Annotated in this window: 15 protein-coding genes; 7 read left to right on the forward strand and 8 right to left on the reverse strand. The window is 57.0% G+C overall.

From position 1 onward, the window contains the following. Positions 1-127 precede the first annotated feature (127 nt). Complete coding sequence (locus tag BM373_RS07935) at positions 128-1,558, forward strand: PTS transporter subunit EIIC (protein WP_090460875.1); 1,431 nt, start codon at positions 128-130, stop codon at positions 1,556-1,558. Here the strand turns inward: BM373_RS07935 and cueR are convergent. Then, positions 1,555-1,962, reverse strand: coding sequence for a Cu(I)-responsive transcriptional regulator (gene cueR, locus BM373_RS07940; RefSeq protein ID WP_090460876.1), 408 nt, complete (start codon positions 1,960-1,962; stop codon positions 1,555-1,557). The two genes, BM373_RS07935 and cueR, sit on opposite strands and share 4 nt — an antisense overlap. 97 nt (positions 1,963-2,059) lie before the next feature. Here cueR and copA point away from each other — a divergent pair, with 97 nt between their 5' ends. From copA to ybaK, 3 genes are all read left to right on the forward strand, one after another. Next, positions 2,060-4,561 (forward strand): copper-exporting P-type ATPase CopA, encoded by a 2,502-nt coding sequence (gene copA / locus BM373_RS07945; RefSeq protein WP_090460877.1) that lies wholly within the window; start codon positions 2,060-2,062, stop codon positions 4,559-4,561. 238 nt (positions 4,562-4,799) lie between these two features. Next, positions 4,800-5,609 carry a TraB/GumN family protein gene (locus BM373_RS07950; protein WP_090460878.1) on the forward strand — a complete coding sequence of 270 codons (810 nt, stop codon included), beginning with the start codon at positions 4,800-4,802 and terminating at the stop codon, positions 5,607-5,609. A gap of 184 nt (positions 5,610-5,793) precedes the next feature. Beyond that, positions 5,794-6,273, forward strand: a complete 480-nt coding sequence (ybaK, locus tag BM373_RS07955) for a Cys-tRNA(Pro)/Cys-tRNA(Cys) deacylase YbaK (RefSeq protein ID WP_090460879.1) — start codon at positions 5,794-5,796, stop codon at positions 6,271-6,273. 111 nt (positions 6,274-6,384) lie between these two features. On the opposite strand, the gene ushA is transcribed toward ybaK, so the two are convergent. Continuing rightward, positions 6,385-8,037, reverse strand: a complete 1,653-nt coding sequence (ushA, locus tag BM373_RS07960; protein WP_090460880.1) for a bifunctional UDP-sugar hydrolase/5'-nucleotidase UshA — start codon at positions 8,035-8,037, stop codon at positions 6,385-6,387. A gap of 178 nt (positions 8,038-8,215) precedes the next feature. Here ushA and BM373_RS07965 point away from each other — a divergent pair, with 178 nt between their 5' ends. Together BM373_RS07965 and ybaL are read left to right on the forward strand one after the other, a co-directional pair. Then, positions 8,216-9,430, forward strand: coding sequence for an MFS transporter (locus BM373_RS07965; RefSeq protein WP_090460881.1), 1,215 nt, complete (start codon positions 8,216-8,218; stop codon positions 9,428-9,430). Between the two features lie 232 nt (positions 9,431-9,662). Next, positions 9,663-11,339 carry a YbaL family putative K(+) efflux transporter gene (gene ybaL / locus BM373_RS07970; RefSeq protein WP_090460882.1) on the forward strand — a complete coding sequence of 559 codons (1,677 nt, stop codon included), beginning with the start codon at positions 9,663-9,665 and terminating at the stop codon, positions 11,337-11,339. Between the two features lie 118 nt (positions 11,340-11,457). Here ybaL and BM373_RS07975 read toward each other — a convergent pair whose 3' ends face one another. From BM373_RS07975 to BM373_RS08000, 6 genes are all read right to left on the reverse strand, one after another. Further along, complete coding sequence (locus BM373_RS07975; RefSeq protein ID WP_090460883.1) at positions 11,458-12,762, reverse strand: inosine/guanosine kinase; 1,305 nt, start codon at positions 12,760-12,762, stop codon at positions 11,458-11,460. 60 nt (positions 12,763-12,822) lie between these two features. Then, entirely contained in the window at positions 12,823-13,785 is a 963-nt protein-coding gene (gene hemH / locus BM373_RS07980; protein ID WP_090460884.1) for a ferrochelatase, read from the reverse strand. Between the two features lie 123 nt (positions 13,786-13,908). After that, entirely contained in the window at positions 13,909-14,553 is a 645-nt protein-coding gene (gene adk / locus BM373_RS07985) for an adenylate kinase (RefSeq protein WP_090460885.1), read from the reverse strand. Between the two features lie 275 nt (positions 14,554-14,828). Beyond that, positions 14,829-16,703: a molecular chaperone HtpG gene (htpG, locus tag BM373_RS07990; RefSeq protein WP_090460886.1), complete on the reverse strand. Its 1,875-nt coding sequence runs from the start codon at positions 16,701-16,703 to the stop codon at positions 14,829-14,831. A gap of 100 nt (positions 16,704-16,803) precedes the next feature. Further along, complete coding sequence (recR, locus tag BM373_RS07995) at positions 16,804-17,409, reverse strand: recombination mediator RecR (protein ID WP_090460887.1); 606 nt, start codon at positions 17,407-17,409, stop codon at positions 16,804-16,806. 156 nt (positions 17,410-17,565) lie between these two features. Further along, the gene (locus BM373_RS08000) at positions 17,566-18,435 is read right to left on the reverse strand and encodes a pirin family protein (RefSeq protein ID WP_090460888.1); all 870 of its coding nucleotides are present in this window, start codon (positions 18,433-18,435) and stop codon (positions 17,566-17,568) included. A 108-nt stretch (positions 18,436-18,543) separates the two neighbouring features. On the opposite strand from BM373_RS08000, the gene BM373_RS08005 reads away from it, so the two are divergent. Further along, complete coding sequence (locus BM373_RS08005; protein WP_090460889.1) at positions 18,544-19,449, forward strand: LysR family transcriptional regulator; 906 nt, start codon at positions 18,544-18,546, stop codon at positions 19,447-19,449. The last annotated feature ends 3 nt before the right edge of the window (positions 19,450-19,452 follow it).

The following is a 19,452-nucleotide window of genomic DNA, read 5'->3' on the forward strand; positions in this document are numbered from 1 at the left end:
CAAATCACCCTCACCTATAAATCATTGTTATATATTCATAAAATCAATATTTAAATCTCGTTAACGGCGCAAAAACTGACGTGTAATTATTCACTTAATTTGTCCAGACAATTTAGGATGCCTCACCATGAAAGGATCTCTGGAAGAAAACACGCGCGAACTTCTCGCGCTCATTGGCGGTCGCGAAAATATTATTTCTCTCGGTCATTGTCTTACCCGGTTGCGGCTGGTGTTACACGATGAACAGCAGATTAATATTAAAAACCTTGAGCGCAATGAATTAGTCAAAGGCTCCTTTAGCGCCAACGGGCAATTTCAAATTATTATTGGCCCCGGCCTTGTGGATAAGGTTTATAACGAACTTGCGCGCCAGTCGGGAAATAACCCGACACCTGCCCCGACCAGGCCCGCAGCGGGTAAAAAAACCAATATAGTGCAAAGGCTCATTAAAAATCTGGCGGATATTTTTATTCCGGTGTTACCGGCGATTGTCGCCTCCGGGTTATTACTGGGACTGAATAATATTCTGGCCAATCCAGGTATCTTTTTTAAGGAATCGCTGCTGGCGCATTATCCGGCGTGGCAGGGTGTGTCGGGAATTATCACGCTGATTGCCAATACCTCATTTATGTTTTTACCGGCGCTGATCGGCTGGTCGGCGGTGAAAAAGTTCGGTGGCAACCCGGTGCTGGGGATCGTGCTTGGACTGCTGCTGATCCACCCGGATTTAATGAGCGCCCAGCAGTTTTCAAAGAACCCGGACCTGGTGCAGTACTGGTCGGTTTTCGGCTTTGAACTCAAAAAAGTCGCCTATCAGGGACAGGTGATCACAGTGCTGCTTTCAGCATGGTTACTGGCGCGTACTGAACGCTTTCTGGCGCGTATTGTTCCCGATATGGTGCAGGTTATTGTGGTCGCGCCACTGACGCTTCTGGTCACCGGCTTTTCCGCCTTTTTGCTTATTGGCCCGCTGACCATGCTGGTGGGCGACGGCATGACTAACGGTATTCTGCGGCTGTTTGACGTGGCACCGATACTCGCCGGGGGCCTGTTCGCATTTATCCTCTCACCGCTGGTGATCACCGGTATGCACCATCTGTTTTTGGGGGTGAATCTGCAAATGATCGGCACCCTGGGTTACACCACGCTGTGGCCCATTCAGGTGATGGCGAGCCTTGCGCAGGGTATGGCGGCGCTGACTATTTTCTTTCTGGTACGCAATAAAAAGATGCAGGGCGTGGCGGTGATCGCCGCCGTCTCCGCGTGGCTTGGAGTGACGGAACCGGCCATTTTCGGCGTCAATCTGCGCTATCGCTTTCCGTTTATCGCCGCGATGTGTGGCGCAGGCATCGCGGGCAGCATTGTGGCCTGCTATCAGGTGAAGGCCACCTCAATCGGCATTTCCGGGCTGCCGGGGTTTCTGTCCATTTTTACTGAAAACTGGAAAGTGTACTTTTTTGCCATGGGCACCTCGCTGCTGCTGACTGGCCTGTTTACGCTGCTGCTCTCGCGCACCGTCTGGTTCCGTCAACAGCTATTGAGCAGCGAGGAGAGTTAATTATCCCGGCGGTGGCAACAGCCTGAGAGGTTATCGATGATTGGGCAATCCGCGCTGTCATCGCCGGGGCAGGAGGCCGCCAGCGCCAGCAATTGTTCGCGCATGGTTTGCAACTCAGCGATGTGGCGCTCAATGTCAGCGACCTTTTGCAGCGTGCGCGCTTTAACATCGGCACTGTGGCGGGCGGGATCGTTGAACAGCGTCACCAGTTCGCCGCACTCATCCAGATTAAACCCCACCTGCCGCGCCTGCCGCAGTAGCGTCAGTTCATCAAGATGCTGCTGCGTATAGTGGCGGTAGCCGTTTTCACCGCGCAGCGGTTTTGTCACCAGCCCTTTCTCCTCATAAAAGCGGATGGCTTTGCTGGTTAAGCCGGTGAGTCTGGATACATCACTAATATTCATCATTCCTCCTTGACCTTCCCCTTGATGGAAGGTTTACCCTTTATAACAGTTAGTCAATGCGATTAGCCAGGTCAACCCTATTTACCGGAGGTTTGCTATGTCCCACACAATTCAACTCGCGCTTGATGGCCTTACTTGCGGCCATTGCGTGAAACGCGTCAAAGAAAGTCTCGAACAGCGTCCTGATGTCGACCAGGCAGAAGTCACCCTGACTCATGCCGAAGTGAGCGGCAGCGCGTCTGCCGAAGCGCTGATCGACACCATCAAACAAGCCGGGTATGGCGCGGAGCAAGCGCACCCAAAGGCTAAACCGCTGACAGAGTCATCAACCCCGTCGGAAGCACTGACAGCGGCGCAACCAGAGCTTCCGGCAGCCGATGAGTCCGACGACAGCCAGCAGTTGCTGTTGAGCGGGATGAGCTGCGCCAGTTGTGTTTCCCGCGTTCAGCATGCGTTGCAGGGCGTACCGGGCGTGACGCAGGCACGGGTCAATCTGGCAGAGCGCTCTGCGCTGGTGATGGGCAGCGCCTCTGCCGCTGAATTAGTCAACGCCGTCGAAAAAGCAGGTTACGGCGCTGAAATTATTGAAGATGACATTAAACGTCGTGAACGCCAGCAGGAAACCGCCGTCGCCACGATGAAGCGTTTTCGCTGGCAGGCGATCGTCGCTCTGCTGGTCGGTATCCCGGTCATGGGCTGGGGAATGCTCGGCGACAATATGATGGTCACCGAGGCCAACCGCTCGCTGTGGCTGGCGATTGGCGTGGTGACGCTCGCGGTGATGATTTTCGCCGGGGGGCATTTTTACCGCAGCGCCTGGAAAAGTTTGCTCAATCGCACCGCGACGATGGACACGCTGGTGGCGCTCGGTACCGGAGCGGCGTGGCTCTATTCAATGAGCGTCAACCTCTGGCCGCAGTGGTTCCCGATGGAAGCGCGGCATCTCTATTATGAAGCAAGCGCGATGATTATCGGCCTGATTAACCTCGGCCATATGCTTGAGGCCCGCGCCCGCCAGCGCTCGTCGAAAGCGCTGGAGCGGCTGCTGGATCTCACCCCGCCAACCGCGCGCGTGGTGAGCGAGAGCGGCGAGAAAACCGTCCCGCTGGCTGAAGTGCAGCCCGGCATGACGCTGCGCCTGACCACGGGCGACCGCGTGCCGGTGGACGGCGATATCACCCAGGGCGACGCCTGGCTTGATGAGGCGATGCTCACGGGCGAGCCGGTACCGCAGCAAAAAAGTGCGGGTGATGCCGTTCATGCGGGCACGGTGGTGACCGACGGCAGCGTGCTGTTCCGCGCCAGTCGTACGGGTAGCCAGACCACCCTTTCGCGCATTATTCGTATGGTGCGCCAGGCGCAGAGCAGCAAGCCGGAAATCGGCCAGATGGCGGATAAAATCTCTGCCATCTTTGTCCCGGTGGTGGTCGCCATTGCGTTGCTGAGCGGTGCCGTGTGGTACGTTTTCGGCCCTGCACCGCAAATTGTTTACACCCTGGTGATCACCACCACGGTGCTGATTATCGCCTGCCCGTGCGCACTGGGCCTCGCAACGCCGATGTCGATTATCTCCGGCGTCGGACGCGCGGCTGAATTTGGCGTGCTGGTGCGCGACGCCGATGCGCTGCAACGCGCAAGCGAAATCGATACGCTGGTATTTGATAAAACCGGCACGCTGACCGAGGGCAAACCGCAGGTAGTGGCGGTAAAAACGCTCGGTGAGATGAGCGAGCGCGACGTGCTGCGACTGGCGGCGGCGCTGGAACAAGGCTCCAGCCATCCGCTGGCGCGCGCCATTCTGGAAAAAGCCGCTGACGAGGTGCTGCCGGAGGTAAATGACTTCCGCACCCTGCGTGGGCTGGGCGTGAGTGGCCGCGTGGACGGTCGCGCGGTGCTGCTGGGTAATCAGGCGCTGCTTAACGAGCAGCAGATCGCCACCCAGGAACTGGAAACGCAGATGGCGGAACAGGCCGCACAGGGCGCGACGCCGGTGCTGCTGGCGGTGGACGGTCACGCGGTGGCGATGTTTGCGATCCGCGATCCGCTGCGCGAAGACAGCGTGGAAGCGCTGACCCGGCTGCATAACGCCGGTTACCGGCTGGTGATGCTCACCGGGGATAATCCGGTTACCGCTAACGCGATCGCCAAAGAAGCGGGAATTGATGAAGTGATCGCGGGCGTGCTGCCGGATGGCAAAGCGGAAGCGATTAAGAAATTACAGCAGGAAGGCCGGAAAGTGGCGATGGTCGGGGATGGCATCAACGACGCCCCGGCGCTGGCCCAGGCAGAAGTGGGCATCGCCATGGGCGGCGGCAGCGATGTGGCAATTGAAACGGCAGCCATTACCCTGATGCGCCACAGCCTGATGGGTGTCGCCGACGCGCTGGCGATCTCCCGCGCCACGCTGCGTAATATGAAGCAGAATTTGCTGGGTGCGTTTGTGTATAACTCGCTGGGTATCCCGGTTGCGGCAGGGATTTTATGGCCGCTGACCGGCACGTTACTCGACCCGGTCGTGGCGGGGGCGGCGATGGCGCTGTCGTCGATTACGGTGGTGAGTAATGCTAACCGGTTGCTGCGGTTTACGCCGAAGGGGTAGTGGGGTTTCCACCCTCACCCCGGCCCTCTCCCTGAGGGAGAGGGAGAAAGGCCAGCCCGCGCTCGATTTGTCCCCTCTCCCTGAAGGAGAGAGTTAGGGTGAGGGGAAAAACCCACCCCGCGCTCGATCTGTCCCCTCTCCCTTAGGGAGAGGGCCAGGGTGAGGGTAACCCCCGTCACACCATTTGCACCGCCCTTCCCCCCGCGCTAGCATGGACGTTTCTTTTCAGGGAGCGTGTATGAGCCTGTTCAGCCGATTAAAATCCTCGTTTCGCGCCCTGTGGCAGCCGACCTACCCCTGGCCGGCGCTTGATGTTCATCTTTCTGGCGAGCGGCATCTGCACCTTGTGGGCAGCATTCATATGGGCACCCACGACATGTCGCCCCTGCCCGCGCGGCTTATAAGCAAACTCCAGCAGGCTGATGCGCTGATTGTCGAGGCGGATGTCTCCGGCAATGAATCCCCGTTTTCAGCGCTCCCCCCTCGCCCGCCGCTCGCACAACGTCTGACACCAGAACAGCTGTCCGCGCTGCAAAAGATCCTCAGCGAACTCACGCTGTCGATTGAGGCTTTTGACGATCAGCCCGCGTGGAAAATCGCGCTGGTGCTTCAGGCGACCCAGGCGCAGCGGCTGGGATTGCGGCCCGATTACGGCATCGATTACCAGCTATTGCAGGCTGCACATGTAGCGCAGGTGCCGGTCATCGAACTGGAAGGAACGCAAAATCAGATCGATTTGTTAAGCCAGCTTCCCGATGATGGCCGGGCGCTGTTAGAGGATACGTTAGTGCACTGGCACACCAATGCCCGCCTGCTGCAAATCATGATCGGCTGGTGGATGAATAAGCCTCCGCAGGCTCAGGAGATGACCCTGCCCTCCACCTTTAGCGAGCCGCTGTATGAGGTGCTGATGCATCAGCGCAATCAGGCGTGGTGCGAACGGCTTCACGCGTTGCCGCAGGGCCGGTATGTGGTGGCTGCGGGCGCGCTGCATCTGTATGGGGAAGGGAATTTGCCGTCGTTGCTGGCGCAAAAAAATGGCCAATAATCATATTGGCCCGTCAAAGAGGAATTTCATCGTTATTATCATTCCGGCATGAGTGCCGGTGCGGGTTGATTGTCGCTCAAACTTATCGTTACTGCTAACACTATTGCGCAAGATGGTACTATTTTTGCGAGCCGTGTCAGGCGTAAGCTGGTGGCGTACGCTCCCTGTAATAAGAAGGATTTTTATGACCCCCGCCGTTAAATTACTCGAAAAGAATAAGATCCCGTTTCAGCTTCACACCTACGATCACGATCCCAGTGAAACTAATTTTGGCGATGAAGTGGTGCGTAAGCTCGGCCTCAACGCCGACCAGGTCTATAAAACGCTGCTGGTGGCGATAAACGGCGATATGAAACAGTTAGCGGTTGCGGTCACCCCCGTCGCCGGGCAGCTCGATCTGAAAAAAGTGGCAAAAGCGCTGGGGGCGAAAAAAGTGGATATGGCCGATCCAATGGTCGCCCAGCGCACGACCGGTTATCTGGTGGGCGGCATCAGCCCGCTCGGGCAGAAAAAACGTTTACCGACGCTTATAGATGCCCCAGCCCAGGGGTTTGCCACTATTTATGTTTCAGGCGGCAAGCGCGGGCTGGATATTGAACTGGCCGCAGGCGATCTGGCGAGCATTCTGGGTGCCACTTTTGCAGATATCGCGCGCAGAGAGTAAACCACCCTCACCCCGGCCCTCTCCCTGAGGGAGAGGGTGAAAGGCGGGTCCGTGCTCGATCTGTCCCCTCTCCCTGAGGGAGAGGGTTAGGGTGAGGGTAAAATCCCCACTTTACTGCCACACCACCTCGCCTTCCGGCTCATATGCGGCGGCATCCAGCGGTGAGTTTTTCTGAATAAACTCCTTCAGTACTTCAGCGTCGATAAACCCGGTGTTCACATACCCCGGTTTGTCATCCAGACGCGGATAACCATCGCCACCGGTCGCGTTAAAACTCAATGTCGCCATGCGGTAAGTTTTGGCTTCATCAATCGGCTCGCCTTTGATTTTCAGGTCGCTGAGTTTACCGTTCGCCGCGTTAAAGCTGACGTTAGCAAACTGCGGATACGCGCCGGAATCAGGCTTCATCTGCGCCACGGCGGTCAGGTAGTCAATCACCTCTTTGCCGGTCATGTCGGCGTAAACCACCAGGTTGCCAAACGGCTGTACCTTCAGCACATCTTTGTAGGTGATATCGCCCGCCTCGATAGAGTCGCGGATACCGCCGCCGCTCATCACAGCAAAATCAGCCGTGGTGCGCGCCATCTGTGCGGCTAAAATCAGGTGCCCCAGATTGGTCTGCACAAAACGTACTTTGCTGCGGTCGCCTTCAAGATGCGCGTTGACGTTGCCGATTTTCACCTCAAGCTGCGCTTTGCCTTTGTTCTGGAACGGCGTCAGCAGGGAGAGCATCTGGGCGTTTTCCGGGATTTCCGGGGTGTAAAGTACGCGCTCACTTTCACCGTTATCGTAGGTCACTTTTTTCTTCAGGTTGACCGGGATTAACTGGTAGTGAACCAGTTTCATCTCGCCGTTGCGGAATTCGAAATCCGCGCGACCGACATATTTGCCCCACTCGTGGGCCTGCACAATCCAGATGCCGTTCTGCTGATCCGGCGCACAGGGCGTACCCGGCACGTAATCCGCCTGTTTTTTGTTTTCCGATGCCATGCACACCGGATCCTGTGAGTGACCGCCCACAATCATTGCCAGTGAACCGGCTGGCAGGCTGCGGGCCATTTCCACGTCGCCCGGCGCGTTAGAACCGTGCTCGCCGTTGTCGTAATGCCCCATATGGGTGGTGGCGATCAGTACGTCCGGCTTCTCGTTGGCATTCAGCTCCTGAATAACTAGCTTCGCTTCTTCTGCTGGTTTGCGGAACTCAATGTCGGTAAAAAACTCAGGATTGCCAATTTTGGCGGTGTCGTCCGTGGTTAAGCCGATAACGGCGATTTTCAGATCCTGGCGTTTGAAAATTGCCCAGGGCTTGAATAAGCGCTCGCCGGTGCTTTTCTGGTAAATATTGGCGGAAAGGAACGGGAATTTGGCCCATTTTTCCTGCTGGCGCAGCACGCTCAGCGGGTTATCGAATTCATGGTTGCCGACGGCCATCGCGTCGTAGCCAATCAGGTTCATGCCGCGAAAATCGGGCTCGGCATCCTGGAGATCGGACTCCGGGACGCCGGTATTAATATCGCCGCCGGAGAGCAGAAGCACGCTGCCGCCTTCGGCCGCCACCTCTTTACGAATGCCGTCCACCAGCGTTTTTTGCGCCGATAAACCGTATTCCCGGTAGTCGTTGCGCCAGAAATGACCGTGATGATCGTTGGTATGAAGGATGGTGATTTTGTAGGTTTTATCCTGTTCGTATGCCTGGGCCGGTGCGCTTACCAGCCCCCAGGCCGCGAGGACGGCCAGCGCGACGCCCTGCTTTAAAAATTTCATGCTTCTCTCCCTGACTCATTAATAAACAAAAAAAGTAACGTGCTCCCGCATAATAGACAACTATGTTTTCAGAATTGCGACTTTCCTCAAATCTTTAGTGCAGGTATGTTAGGCAGGTAATAATAAGTAACGCACTGAAATCCCGCCCTCCCCCACAATAAAAGAAAGATTTAATTTTATGGCAATAAGTGAACCCACCCAGACGCTGTCTGGTTCGTCTGCGCCTAAGGCGCGCACCGCGTTTGGTATTTTAGGCGCGATCAGCGTTTCTCACCTGCTGAACGATATGTTGCAGTCGCTGATCCTCGCGATTTACCCGCTGCTCCAGGATGAGTTTTCCCTGTCATTTGTGCAGATCGGCCTGATTACCCTGACCTTCCAGCTCGCATCGTCGCTGTTGCAGCCGATTGTCGGTGCTTACACTGATAAACACCCGATGCCGTGGTCGCTGCCGATTGGCATGTGCTTTACGCTAAGTGGGCTGGTGCTGCTGGCGCTGGCGAGCAGTTTCGGCATGGTGCTGCTGGCGGCGGCGCTGGTGGGAACCGGTTCTTCGGTGTTTCACCCGGAGTCGTCCCGCGTGGCGCGGATGGCGTCCGGTGGTCGTCATGGTCTGGCGCAGTCGCTGTTCCAGGTGGGCGGTAACTTTGGTAGCTCGCTCGGACCGTTGCTGGCGGCGCTGGTCATCGCCCCTTACGGCAAGGGAAACGTGGCTTGGTTTGTATTAGCCGCGCTGCTGGCGATTGTGGTGCTGGCCCAGGTCAGCCGCTGGTATGCCGCGCAACACCGGGTTAATAAAGGCAAACCGGCCGTCAAAGTGGTCAATCCACTGCCGCGCAATAAAGTGATCCTCGCGGTTTCCATATTACTGATGCTGATTTTCTCGAAATACTTCTATATGGCGAGCATCAGCAGCTATTACACCTTTTATCTGATGGAAAAATTCGGCTTATCGGTACAAAGCGCCCAATTCCATCTGTTCGCCTTCCTGCTGGCGGTAGCCGCAGGCACGGTGATTGGCGGGCCTTTGGGCGATAAAATCGGACGTAAATATGTGATTTGGGGCTCTATCCTCGGTGTCGCGCCCTTTACGCTTGTTTTACCCTATGCATCGCTGTACTGGACGGGGATTTTAACCGTCATCATTGGTTTTATCCTCGCGTCGGCCTTTTCTGCCATTCTGGTCTATGCCCAGGAGCTGATGCCGGGACGTATCGGTATGGTTTCCGGGCTGTTTTTCGGCTTTGCTTTCGGCATGGGCGGCCTTGGCGCGGCAGTGCTGGGGCTGGTTGCAGATCATACAAGCATCTTTTTAGTCTATAAAATCTGTGCTTTCCTGCCTCTTTTGGGGATGTTGACCATATTCCTGCCTGATAACCGGCATAAAGCGTAAAATAAGGGCGACCAAACAGCCTGTCTGGTCGCCCGCTTTACCCGCCCGTCTGTGCCTGCCGCCACATCGCATCGGTAATCTCCCCTCATAGTGAAGTTTTCGCATCTGATTGTTGTTTTGTTCATAATTCAACAATTATTCATGATCATAATGGCAAAAATTGTCATAGACTGTAATTCGGGCTTTTGGTTTTTATAGCCAAAATGGACACACCTTCATGAAAGGAGACGGGATGCATCACGCCACACCGCTTATCACCACCATTGTCGGCGGCCTTGTGCTCGCTTTTATCCTCGGCATGCTTGCCACTAAACTGCGTATTTCCCCTCTGGTGGGCTATTTATTAGCCGGTGTGCTGGCCGGGCCGTTTACCCCAGGTTTTGTTGCCGATACGAAACTGGCACCTGAACTGGCCGAGCTTGGCGTTATTTTGCTGATGTTTGGCGTCGGTCTGCATTTCTCCCTGAAGGATTTGATGGCGGTAAAGTCAATCGCCATTCCCGGCGCGATAGCCCAGATTGCGGTGGCGACGTTGCTGGGTATGGCGCTCTCCGCCATGATGGACTGGTCGCTGATGACCGGCATCGTGTTTGGCCTCTGTCTTTCCACCGCCAGTACCGTGGTGCTGCTGCGCGCGCTGGAGGAACGGCAGCTTATTGACAGTCAGCGCGGGCAAATCGCTATCGGCTGGCTGATCGTTGAAGATTTGGTGATGGTGCTGACGCTGGTTCTGCTGCCCGCAGTGGCGGGGATGGTGGAAAAGGGCAATGTCGGGCTTGCCACGCTGGCGCTGGATATGAGCATAACCATCGGCAAGGTGGTGGCGTTTATCGCCATTATGATGCTGGTCGGTCGCCGTCTGGTGCCGTGGATCCTCGCCCGCAGCGCGGCAACCGGCTCGCGTGAGCTGTTTACCCTTTCGGTACTCGCCCTGGCGCTCGGCATTGCGTTTGGCGCAGTCGAGCTGTTCGACGTCTCTTTTGCCCTCGGCGCATTCTTTGCGGGCATGGTGCTGAACGAATCGGAACTCAGCCATCGTGCCGCCCATGACACTCTGCCGCTGCGCGATGCCTTTGCGGTTCTGTTTTTTGTCTCGGTGGGGATGCTGTTCGATCCGCTGATTTTGATTGAGGAGCCGCTGGCGGTTCTCGGCACGCTGGCGATCATTATCTTTGGTAAATCCGTGGCGGCCTTTTTCCTGGTGCGCATGTTTGGCCACTCACCGCGCACCGCCCTGACTATTGCCGCCAGCCTCGCGCAAATCGGTGAATTCGCCTTCATTCTGGCGGGACTCGGCATGGCGCTGGATCTGCTGCCGCAAACCGGGCAGAACCTGGTGCTGGCGGGGGCGATTCTGTCCATTATGCTCAACCCGATTCTGTTCACCGTGCTGGAAAAATACCTCGATAAAACCGAGACGCTGGAAGAGCAGACGCTGGAAGAAGCTATCGAAGATGAGAAGCAGATCCCGGTGGATATTTGCAATCATGCGCTGCTGGTGGGCTTTGGCCGCGTCGGTAGCCTGCTTGGTGAAAAGCTGATGGCACAGGGCATTCCGCTGGTGGTGATTGAAACGTCACGCACCCGCGTGGATGAACTGCGCGAGCGCGGCATCCGCGCGGTGCTGGGTAATGCCGCCAATGAAGAGATTATGAATCTGGCGCATCTGGACTGTGCCCGCTGGCTGCTGCTGACCATTCCGAACGGCTATGAGGCGGGCGAGATCGTGGCGACCGCGCGGGAAAAATGCCCGAATATTGAGATTATCGCCCGCGCGCATTATGACGATGAGGTGGATTACATTACCGAGCGCGGCGCGAATCAGGTGGTGATGGGCGAGCGCGAAATTGCGAATACGATGTTGACGCTGTTGAATAAGCCGCCGGTTGCAGAGGCGGTGACGGGGTAGGTTTGGGGGTCACCCTCACCCTGGCCCTCTCCCTGAGGGAGAGGGGATAGCCCGAGCACGATCCCGCCCTTCCCCCTCTCCCCTGGGGAGAGGGTCGGGGTGAGGGGTCCCCGCTAAATCACCGCTCCCAGTACGCCTCTTCCAGACTGTCTTCCCGCTCCGGCAGGCCGCGCGTTAAGCGCGGTGAATGCTGATTCAGCACCTGATAGCTCACGCGGTTAGCGTATTTACACACCTGCGCCAACGACGAATAGGTCAGCCAGGTGAAATTGTGTTTGCTGGAGTTCGGCACGTTGGTGCGGTGGAAGTTGTTGGCGGTGATATCGTGCAGCAATGCTGCCAGCGCGCCGTCGCCTGCGCCGTTGGTGTTCATGATTTTCTCCGGCCCGCCCATGTACGGCGCGATGTGGGAGAAAATCCGCAGCGGGTTCTGGCAATCCTGATGGCGCATGGCGCGGCTGAATTCATACTGGTTAAACTCGGCAATGGCCCCCGGCAGCAGCGGATGCTGGGTTTTGCGCTTCGCCTGCTCCTCGGTAAAGCCCGCCATATATAACCCCACCGGGCCTGCGGTGCACAGCACCAGGTCAACCCAGTCCAGCGCTTTGTCGCAGGCGAGCAGCGGATCGCTTTCGCCGGTCAGCGCTTCGGCTTCTTCTTCGTTCATCGCCAGAATCGACACGTTCTCTTTCAGGAAATCACGCCACCACTGCGGGTTATCGGCAATCACGTATTTGGTGCCCAGCGTCAGCACTACCGGCACGTTATATTTTTTGGCGTATTCCACCGCCTTCATGGTCGCTTCCGGCATCGGCTCGCCAGGCTTGCAGCGCACCAGATAGGACGTCAGCACCAGCGCGGAAGCGCCAGCAATCACCGATTCAGGGATGCTTTCCGGGCGCAACTGGTTCATCGCGCCGGGGCTGATGGCGAAGGTACGCTCGCCGGAATCGCTCACCAGCGTAAAGCAGCGGCCAATCGGACCGTTCACGCCCTGAAGGTAGTTTAAATCGGTACGGCTGGAGGTGTTGCACAGGTAGCGATAAGCGTAGCCACCGATTTCAATGTTGCTGCACATCACGCCCAGCAGCACCGAGCGGTCATCCGCCAGCACGGAATAGTTGTGCATGGTGTTGCCGATGGTGCCACCGGCAAACTGATGGGTGATCAGATTTTCGCGCATCAGTTCCTGATAGAGGGCCTCGGCAACCTCATCGCTGATGACCAGTGAATGCCCGGCGCTCAGGCCATAACGCGCGACAAACGCATCGTCTACTTTCGCTTCGATATCCACCAGCGTCTGATCGATCCCGACCACCCACGACGTACTGGCGTCGCTTTCAGGTTGTATTTGTTGCAGTAATGGATCGCGGGCGTTGACGGGGAAATAGTGTTTGGATTTGCGTTTGCCGGGAAATTTCATACATATGCTTGTTCGGGAATTGGGCCGGAAATGGTAGCACATTCCCGGCCCGCGGCGCGATCAGCGATAGGGTTCGGTGAGACTCACCATCATCTCAATGTGATCGGCATTATCATTAAGCGCCGGAATGTATTCGTATTTCTCTCCGCCCGCTTCGAGGAAAAATTCCCGGTTCTGCACCGCAATTTCCTCCAGCGTTTCAAGGCAGTCGGCAGCAAAACCCGGACAGGCCACCTGAATATGCTTCACGCCTTTTTCACCGAGCATTTTTAAAGTTTCGTCGGTATAGGGCGTCAGCCACGGTTCACGGCCAAAGCGCGACTGGAAGGTCATCATCACTTTTTCCGGCGGCAGGCCGAGGGCAGAAACGATTTCGCGGGTGGTGTCGCGGCAGCGCTGCGGGTAGTCGTCCCCTTCATCGGCGTAGCGTTGCGGAATGCCGTGATAGGAGAGCAGCAGCAGATCCGGCTCGCCGTGTTCGGCAAACGATGCGCGGATGCTGTTGACCAGCGCGTTGATGTAGGCGCTGTCATCGGCGTAATCGCGGATGAAGGATACGCCGGAGATGCGTCGTTTTTTGCCGAGGATGCGCGCCAGTTCGTCCCAGACGGCCGCCACGGTGGAGCAGGAATATTGCGGGTAGAGCGGCAGCACCACGATGTGTTCCACGCCCTGCGCTAACAGTTCATCGACGGCGCTTTCCAGGGAAGGCGAGCCGTAGCTCATCCCCAGTGCGACGGGCACATCGGCCAGACGTGCGGCAAGCGCGCGCTGCTGACGACGGCTGTAGACCATCAGCGGCGAGCCCTCTTCCATCCATACTGACTGGTAGAGTTTGGCCACGCGCGGCGAACGAATCGGCAGGATCACGCCACGCAGTAGCGGCCACCACAGCAGACGCGGGGTATCCACCACCCTGCGGTCGCTTAAAAACTGCCGTAAGTAGCGTTTCACCGCTCCGGGAGTGGGAGCATCGGGGGTACCCAGATTCGCCAGCAGGATGCCGGTTTTCGCCTGACTCATTCGCGCCTCTTATCCTTTTAAATGGCTGATAATTGTAGCTGAATTGAGTATAAACGGAACCGATTGTAGCGAGAGGAAAAACAGAGGGGGAAATACCCCGGCGCAGGCACCGGGGAGAGAGGCTTAACCGAGGATTTTCGCCAGTTCAGCGCGAACATCGCTCACGGCCTGGGTGCCGTCAACTTTCGCGTACTGGGTGTTACCGGCTTCAGCTTCTTTCTGGTAGTAGCCGATCAGCGGCGCAGTTAGCTGATGGTATTCCACCAGACGTTTACGCACGGTTTCTTCCTGATCGTCTTTACGGGTGGACAGCTCTTCGCCGGTCACGTCGTCTTTGCCTTCCACCTTCGGCGGATTGAATTTAACGTGGTACACACGGCCAGATGCCGCATGAACGCGACGACCAACGATGCGGTCAACGATCAGTTCGTCCGGTACATCGAACTCCAGCACGTAATCGACCTTGATGCCCGCTTCTTTCATCGCGTCAGCTTGTGGAATGGTGCGCGGGAAGCCGTCCAGCAGAAAACCGTTGCGGCAGTCTTCCTGAGAAATACGTTCTTTTACCAGCGCGATAACCAGTTCATCGGTTACCAGTTTGCCCGCATCCATGATGTCTTTGGCTTGTTTGCCCAGCTCGCTGCCTGATTTCACTGCGGCGCGCAGCATGTCACCCGTAGAGATCTGCGGAATACCGTATTTCTCCATGATGAACTGAGCCTGAGTGCCTTTACCTGCGCCAGGAGCGCCGAGCAGAATGATACGCATTGCGTAGTTCCTCTACGTTTGAATTTTTTGTAACGTGATTTGAAGCGAAAACCATACCACTAAAGGCAGTATAACCACAAGGCAACGCGGCGCGGCGGAAGGGGTTTGGCGGGAATTTGCACAGCTGAATCGGTTATTTGGGCGTTGCTTTGGGGAAGCACCCTCACCCCGGCCCTCTCCCTCAGGGAGAGGGAGAAAACCACACCCTCACCCCTGTACGCGCTCGGGCTGTCCCCTCTCCCGTGGGGAGAGGGTTAGGGTGAGGGGTGAGTGACTTAAGACACCAGCAACTGATTCATACGGCGGATAAACTGGTTCGGATCTTCCAGCGTGCCGCGCTCGGCGAGCAGCGCCTGATCCATCAGCAGTTCCACCCATTCTTTAAACTGCGCTTCGTCCTGGGTGTCGGCGGTACGTTTCACCAGCTGGTGATCCGGGTTCAGTTCAAAGATGTATTTCACTTCCGGCACGGCCTGGCCCGCAGCGGCAAAGAGTTTCGCCATCTGGGTGCTCATTTCGTCGTTGTCGGTGGTGACAATCGCTGGCGTATCGGTCAGACGGTGCGTCAGACGGACCTCTTTCACGCGATCGCCGAGCAGGGTTTTCACACGCTCAACAAACGGCTCAAGCGCTTTTTCCGCTTCTTTGACGCTTTCGTCCACTTCGTCGTTCAGCTTGTCCAGCGACTCGTCGGCTTTGGCGACGGACTGGAATGGCTTGCCGTCGAATTCGGTCAGGTAGCTCATCATCCACTCGTCGATGCGGTCAGAGAGCAGCAGCACTTCGATGCCCTTCTTACGCAGCAGTTCCAGATGCGGGCTGCTCTTCGCGGCCGCGTAGCTGTCGGCGGTGATGTAGTAAATCTTCTCCTGGCCTTCTTTCATGCGCGCAACGTAATCGGCCAGCGCCACGGTCTGCTCGGAAGAGTCGGTATGCGTGGAGGCAAAACGCAGCAGTTTAGCGATAGCTTCCTGGTTAGCGTTATCTTCCGCCGGGCCTTCTTTCAGCACCAGACCAAATTGTTTCCAGAAGCCGAGGTATTTCTCGTTGTCATCCTTCGCCAGTTTTTCCAGCATTTGCAGAACGCGTTTGGTCAGCGCGCTGCGCAGGTTGCGGGTGACAGAGCTGTCCTGCAGGATTTCACGCGATACGTTGAGCGGCAGATCGTTGGAGTCAATCAGGCCGCGCACAAAGCGCAGGTAGTTCGGCATGAACTGTTCGGCTTCGTCCATGATGAACACGCGCTGCACGTACAGTTTCAGGCCGTGCTTGTGATCGCGGTTCCACATATCCCACGGGGCCTGCGACGGAATATAGAGCAGGCTGGTGTACTCCTGCTTCCCTTCCACGCGGTTGTGGCTCCAGGTCAGCGGATCGGTAAAGTCGTGGGCGATGTGCTTGTAGAATTCCTGATATTCGTCGTCTTTGATTTCCGACTTGTTACGCGTCCACAGCGCCTGGGCTTTGTTGATTTTCTCCCAGGAAACGACGGTTTCGCCGTCCTGCTCTTCGCTTTTCTCAATCTCAACCGGCAGCGCGATGTGATCGGAGTATTTACTGATGATCGAACGCACGCGCCAGTCGTTGAGGAAATCGTCTTCACCTTCACGCAGGTGCAGGGTGATTTCGGTCCCGCGATCTTCTTTGGTGATGTCGGCTACGGTGTAGTCGCCTTCGCCAGCGGATTCCCAGAACACGCCGTTTTCAGCGCTGTCGCCCGCCGCACGGGTGCGTACGGTGACTTTATCGGCAACGATAAACGCCGAGTAGAAGCCCACGCCGAACTGACCGATTAGCTGGCTGTCTTTCGCCTGGTCAGAGCCCATGGATTGCAGGAAAGATTTGGTGCCGGATTTGGCAATCGTGCCCAGGTGGTCGATGACCTCGTCGCGATTCATGCCAATGCCGTTGTCGGCAATGGTCAACGTACGCTTATCTTTATCGAACGACACGCGCACGCGCAGTTCACCGTCGCCTTCATAGAGATCGGGATTGGACAGCGCACGGAAGCGCAGTTTGTCTGCCGCATCCGAGGCGTTAGAGATAAGCTCACGCAGGAAGATTTCTTTGTTGGAATAGAGCGAGTGGATCATCAGATGTAAAAGCTGTTTTACTTCTGACTGGAAGCCGCGTGTTTCTTGTCCTTTCATCGGAAAATTACCTCAACAATGCCATTTGGTGTTGAGGGGGAGATGGGGTTATGGCGGAATGATTTCAAGCGGGGGCAATAAAAATTGCCCCCGTTTTTTGCTAAAAGCGGATTTTGTGACGCCCGGCCAGCGAGTGCGAAAGCGTTGTGCCATCGACCATCTCCAGCTCGCCGCCGACCGGCACGCCGTGGGCGATGCGGCTGGCTTCCACGCCATATTGCGCGCAAAGTTCAGCGATATAGTTGGCGGTCGCCTCCCCTTCCACCGTCGGGTTGGTGGCGAGGATCACTTCTTTCATCTGCTCCGACTCCAGCCGCTGCTCCAGCCGGTCGAGGCCGATATCATCCGGTCCGATGCCATCAAGCGGCGAGAGATGCCCCATCAGCACAAAATAGCGGCCGGAAAACTGCCCGGTTTGCTCGATGGCGTAGATGTCTGCCGGGCTTTCCACCACGCAGATTTGGCCATTTTCCCGACGGCGCGGGTTCGCACAGATGTTGCACACTTCCTGTTCGGTAAAGGTACGGCAATCGGCACAGTGGCCGATCTCAGACATCGCGCGGGTCAGCGCCTGCGCCAGGCGCATACCGCCGCTGCGATCGCGCTGCAACAGCGTAAACGCCATGCGCTGCGCCGATTTCGGACCGACGCCCGGCAGACAGCGCAGCGATTCCATTAATGCGGTAAGTAACGGACTGGTTTGCATTACACCCGTCCTTTATAAAAAGAGTTCATCGATAGCGGCTGGCAGTGCATTCTCAGGCTTCATTCCATCAGGGATCTTAACTCATAGCCTAACATCCGCCCTGCGGATCAACAACGCGCAGGCAGAAAAACGGCTATCCGCAGATAGCCGTTTCGATCAGGTTACAGATTGTCCAAAACGTCCCATCCGGTGATCGTGAAGCGCCTGGTCGATCTCCTCGCGGGTGTTCATGACAAAGGGCCCTTCGCCGACAACCGGTTCGTTTAACGGCTCGCCGCTCAGTACCAGCACCACCGCATCGTTGTTGGCTTCAAGCGTGACGGTTTCGCCTTTCGCGTCCAGCACCACCAGTTGCGAATCGCGTACCACCTCCTGACCGTTAATTTCCAGCGTGCCTTTGAGCACCACCAGCGCGGTGTTCCAGCCATCCGGCAGCGTCAGTTGCGTGACGCCATGCGGTTGCAGGCGCAGATCCCAGATATGCATCGGCGAGAAGGTGTGCGCCGGGCTTTTCTGGTCGCCATATTCTCCGGCGATGACCCGCAGCTCACCGGCGTTATCCGGCAGCGTCACGCGGGGGATATCCGCATCGGCAATGGGCTGATAAGCAGGCGCAGTGTTTTTGTATGCCGCCGGGAGGTTAACCCACAGTTGCACCATTTCCAGCGTGCCACCGCTTTCGCTGAAGGCCGGAGAGTGAAACTCCTCATGCAAAATCCCGCTACCGGCGGTCATCCACTGCACGTCGCCTGGTCCAATCAGCCCGCCGCTGCCGATGGAGTCGCGGTGCGCCACTTCCCCTTTGTACACGATGGTCACGGTTTCAAAACCCCGATGCGGATGCACGTCCACGCCGCGCTGACCTTTGATGCTTGGTTTGAATTCAGCGGGGCCCGCGTAGTCGAGCAGTAAAAACGGGCTGAGCTGGCTGGCAAAATCCTGGTACGAAAACAGGGTACGCACCGGAAAACCCTCACCCACCCAGTGCGGTGCCGGAGCAGAGTAAACGCCAAGAATTGCTTTCATGATTGACTCCAGGTCATGTCGATTTTTGATGCTTTAAGCTTACTCATAAGACAACCGGCCCGGTAGAGTGCTAATCTGGACTCAGCGTTCTATATTCAGGACAATCAAATGCAGGATTTGAACGATTTCTGGTACTTCGTGCAGGTGGTGGATCACGGCGGGTTTTCGCCTGCCAGCCGGGCGGTGGGCATTCCGAAATCGCGCCTCAGCCGCCGCATTCAGTTGCTGGAAGAGCGGCTGGAAACCCGGCTTATTCAGCGCTCCACCCGCAGTTTTACTGTCACCGAGGCCGGGCAGATTTTTTATCGCCACTGCAAAGCAATGATGATTGAAGCCGAAGCCGCGCAGGAAGCGATCGACAGTTTGCGCGCTGAACCGCGCGGCGTGGTGCGCCTGACCTGCCCGATTGCGCTGCTGCATGTGCACGTGGGCGCGATGCTGGCGCAGTTTATGGCGCGTTATCCGCAGGTGACGGTGCAACTGGAGGAGACGAATCGCCAGGTGGACGTGGTGAATGAGAGTGTCGATCTGGCGATCCGCGTGCGGCCAGGACCGCTGGACGACAGCGAACTGGTGATGCGAAAACTGGCGGATCGCGGCATGTGCCTGGTTGCCAGTCCGGCGCTGGTGGCGCGCTTTGGCCTGCCCTCTTCCCCCGCCGATCTTGCGCCCTGGCCGAGCCTTGCGCTCTCCCGCGTCCAGCAGACCTATCGCTGGATCTTGTTTGGCCCGCAGGATCAGGAGGCGATTCTGCACCATAAACCGCGTTTTATTACCACCGATATGATTGCCCTGCGTAGCGCGGCCATGGCGGGCGTGGGCATTGTGCAGTTGCCAATGATGATGCTTAAAGAGCAGTTCGCAGACGGCAGCCTGGTGCATTTACTCCCGCAGTGGCGAACGCGGCGGGAAATTATTCATGCGGTCTACCCTTCACGGCGCGGACAACTACCGGCGGTGCGGGCGCTGATTGATTTTCTGGTGGAAAGCTATGCGGGGTTTGTCGAGGAGTAAAAC

It is taken from the genome of Enterobacter sp. kpr-6, from assembly GCF_900116015.1.
In the GTDB taxonomy this organism is placed as follows: Bacteria; Pseudomonadota; Gammaproteobacteria; order Enterobacterales; family Enterobacteriaceae; genus Enterobacter_D.

Excerpts from the sequence above, each read along its gene's own strand:
- BM373_RS07935 (WP_090460875.1), top strand. The coding sequence starts at position 128 with ATGAAAGGATCTCTGGAAGAAAACACGCGCGAACTTCTCGCGCTCATT.
- cueR (WP_090460876.1), bottom strand. The coding sequence starts at position 1,962 with ATGAATATTAGTGATGTATCCAGACTCACCGGCTTAACCAGCAAAGCC.
- copA (WP_090460877.1), top strand. The coding sequence starts at position 2,060 with ATGTCCCACACAATTCAACTCGCGCTTGATGGCCTTACTTGCGGCCAT.
- BM373_RS07950 (WP_090460878.1), top strand. The coding sequence starts at position 4,800 with ATGAGCCTGTTCAGCCGATTAAAATCCTCGTTTCGCGCCCTGTGGCAG.
- ybaK (WP_090460879.1), top strand. The coding sequence starts at position 5,794 with ATGACCCCCGCCGTTAAATTACTCGAAAAGAATAAGATCCCGTTTCAG.
- ushA (WP_090460880.1), bottom strand. The coding sequence starts at position 8,037 with ATGAAATTTTTAAAGCAGGGCGTCGCGCTGGCCGTCCTCGCGGCCTGG.
- BM373_RS07965 (WP_090460881.1), top strand. The coding sequence starts at position 8,216 with ATGGCAATAAGTGAACCCACCCAGACGCTGTCTGGTTCGTCTGCGCCT.
- ybaL (WP_090460882.1), top strand. The coding sequence starts at position 9,663 with ATGCATCACGCCACACCGCTTATCACCACCATTGTCGGCGGCCTTGTG.
- BM373_RS07975 (WP_090460883.1), bottom strand. The coding sequence starts at position 12,762 with ATGAAATTTCCCGGCAAACGCAAATCCAAACACTATTTCCCCGTCAAC.
- hemH (WP_090460884.1), bottom strand. The coding sequence starts at position 13,785 with ATGAGTCAGGCGAAAACCGGCATCCTGCTGGCGAATCTGGGTACCCCC.
- adk (WP_090460885.1), bottom strand. The coding sequence starts at position 14,553 with ATGCGTATCATTCTGCTCGGCGCTCCTGGCGCAGGTAAAGGCACTCAG.
- htpG (WP_090460886.1), bottom strand. The coding sequence starts at position 16,703 with ATGAAAGGACAAGAAACACGCGGCTTCCAGTCAGAAGTAAAACAGCTT.
- recR (WP_090460887.1), bottom strand. The coding sequence starts at position 17,409 with ATGCAAACCAGTCCGTTACTTACCGCATTAATGGAATCGCTGCGCTGT.
- BM373_RS08000 (WP_090460888.1), bottom strand. The coding sequence starts at position 18,435 with ATGAAAGCAATTCTTGGCGTTTACTCTGCTCCGGCACCGCACTGGGTG.
- BM373_RS08005 (WP_090460889.1), top strand. The coding sequence starts at position 18,544 with ATGCAGGATTTGAACGATTTCTGGTACTTCGTGCAGGTGGTGGATCAC.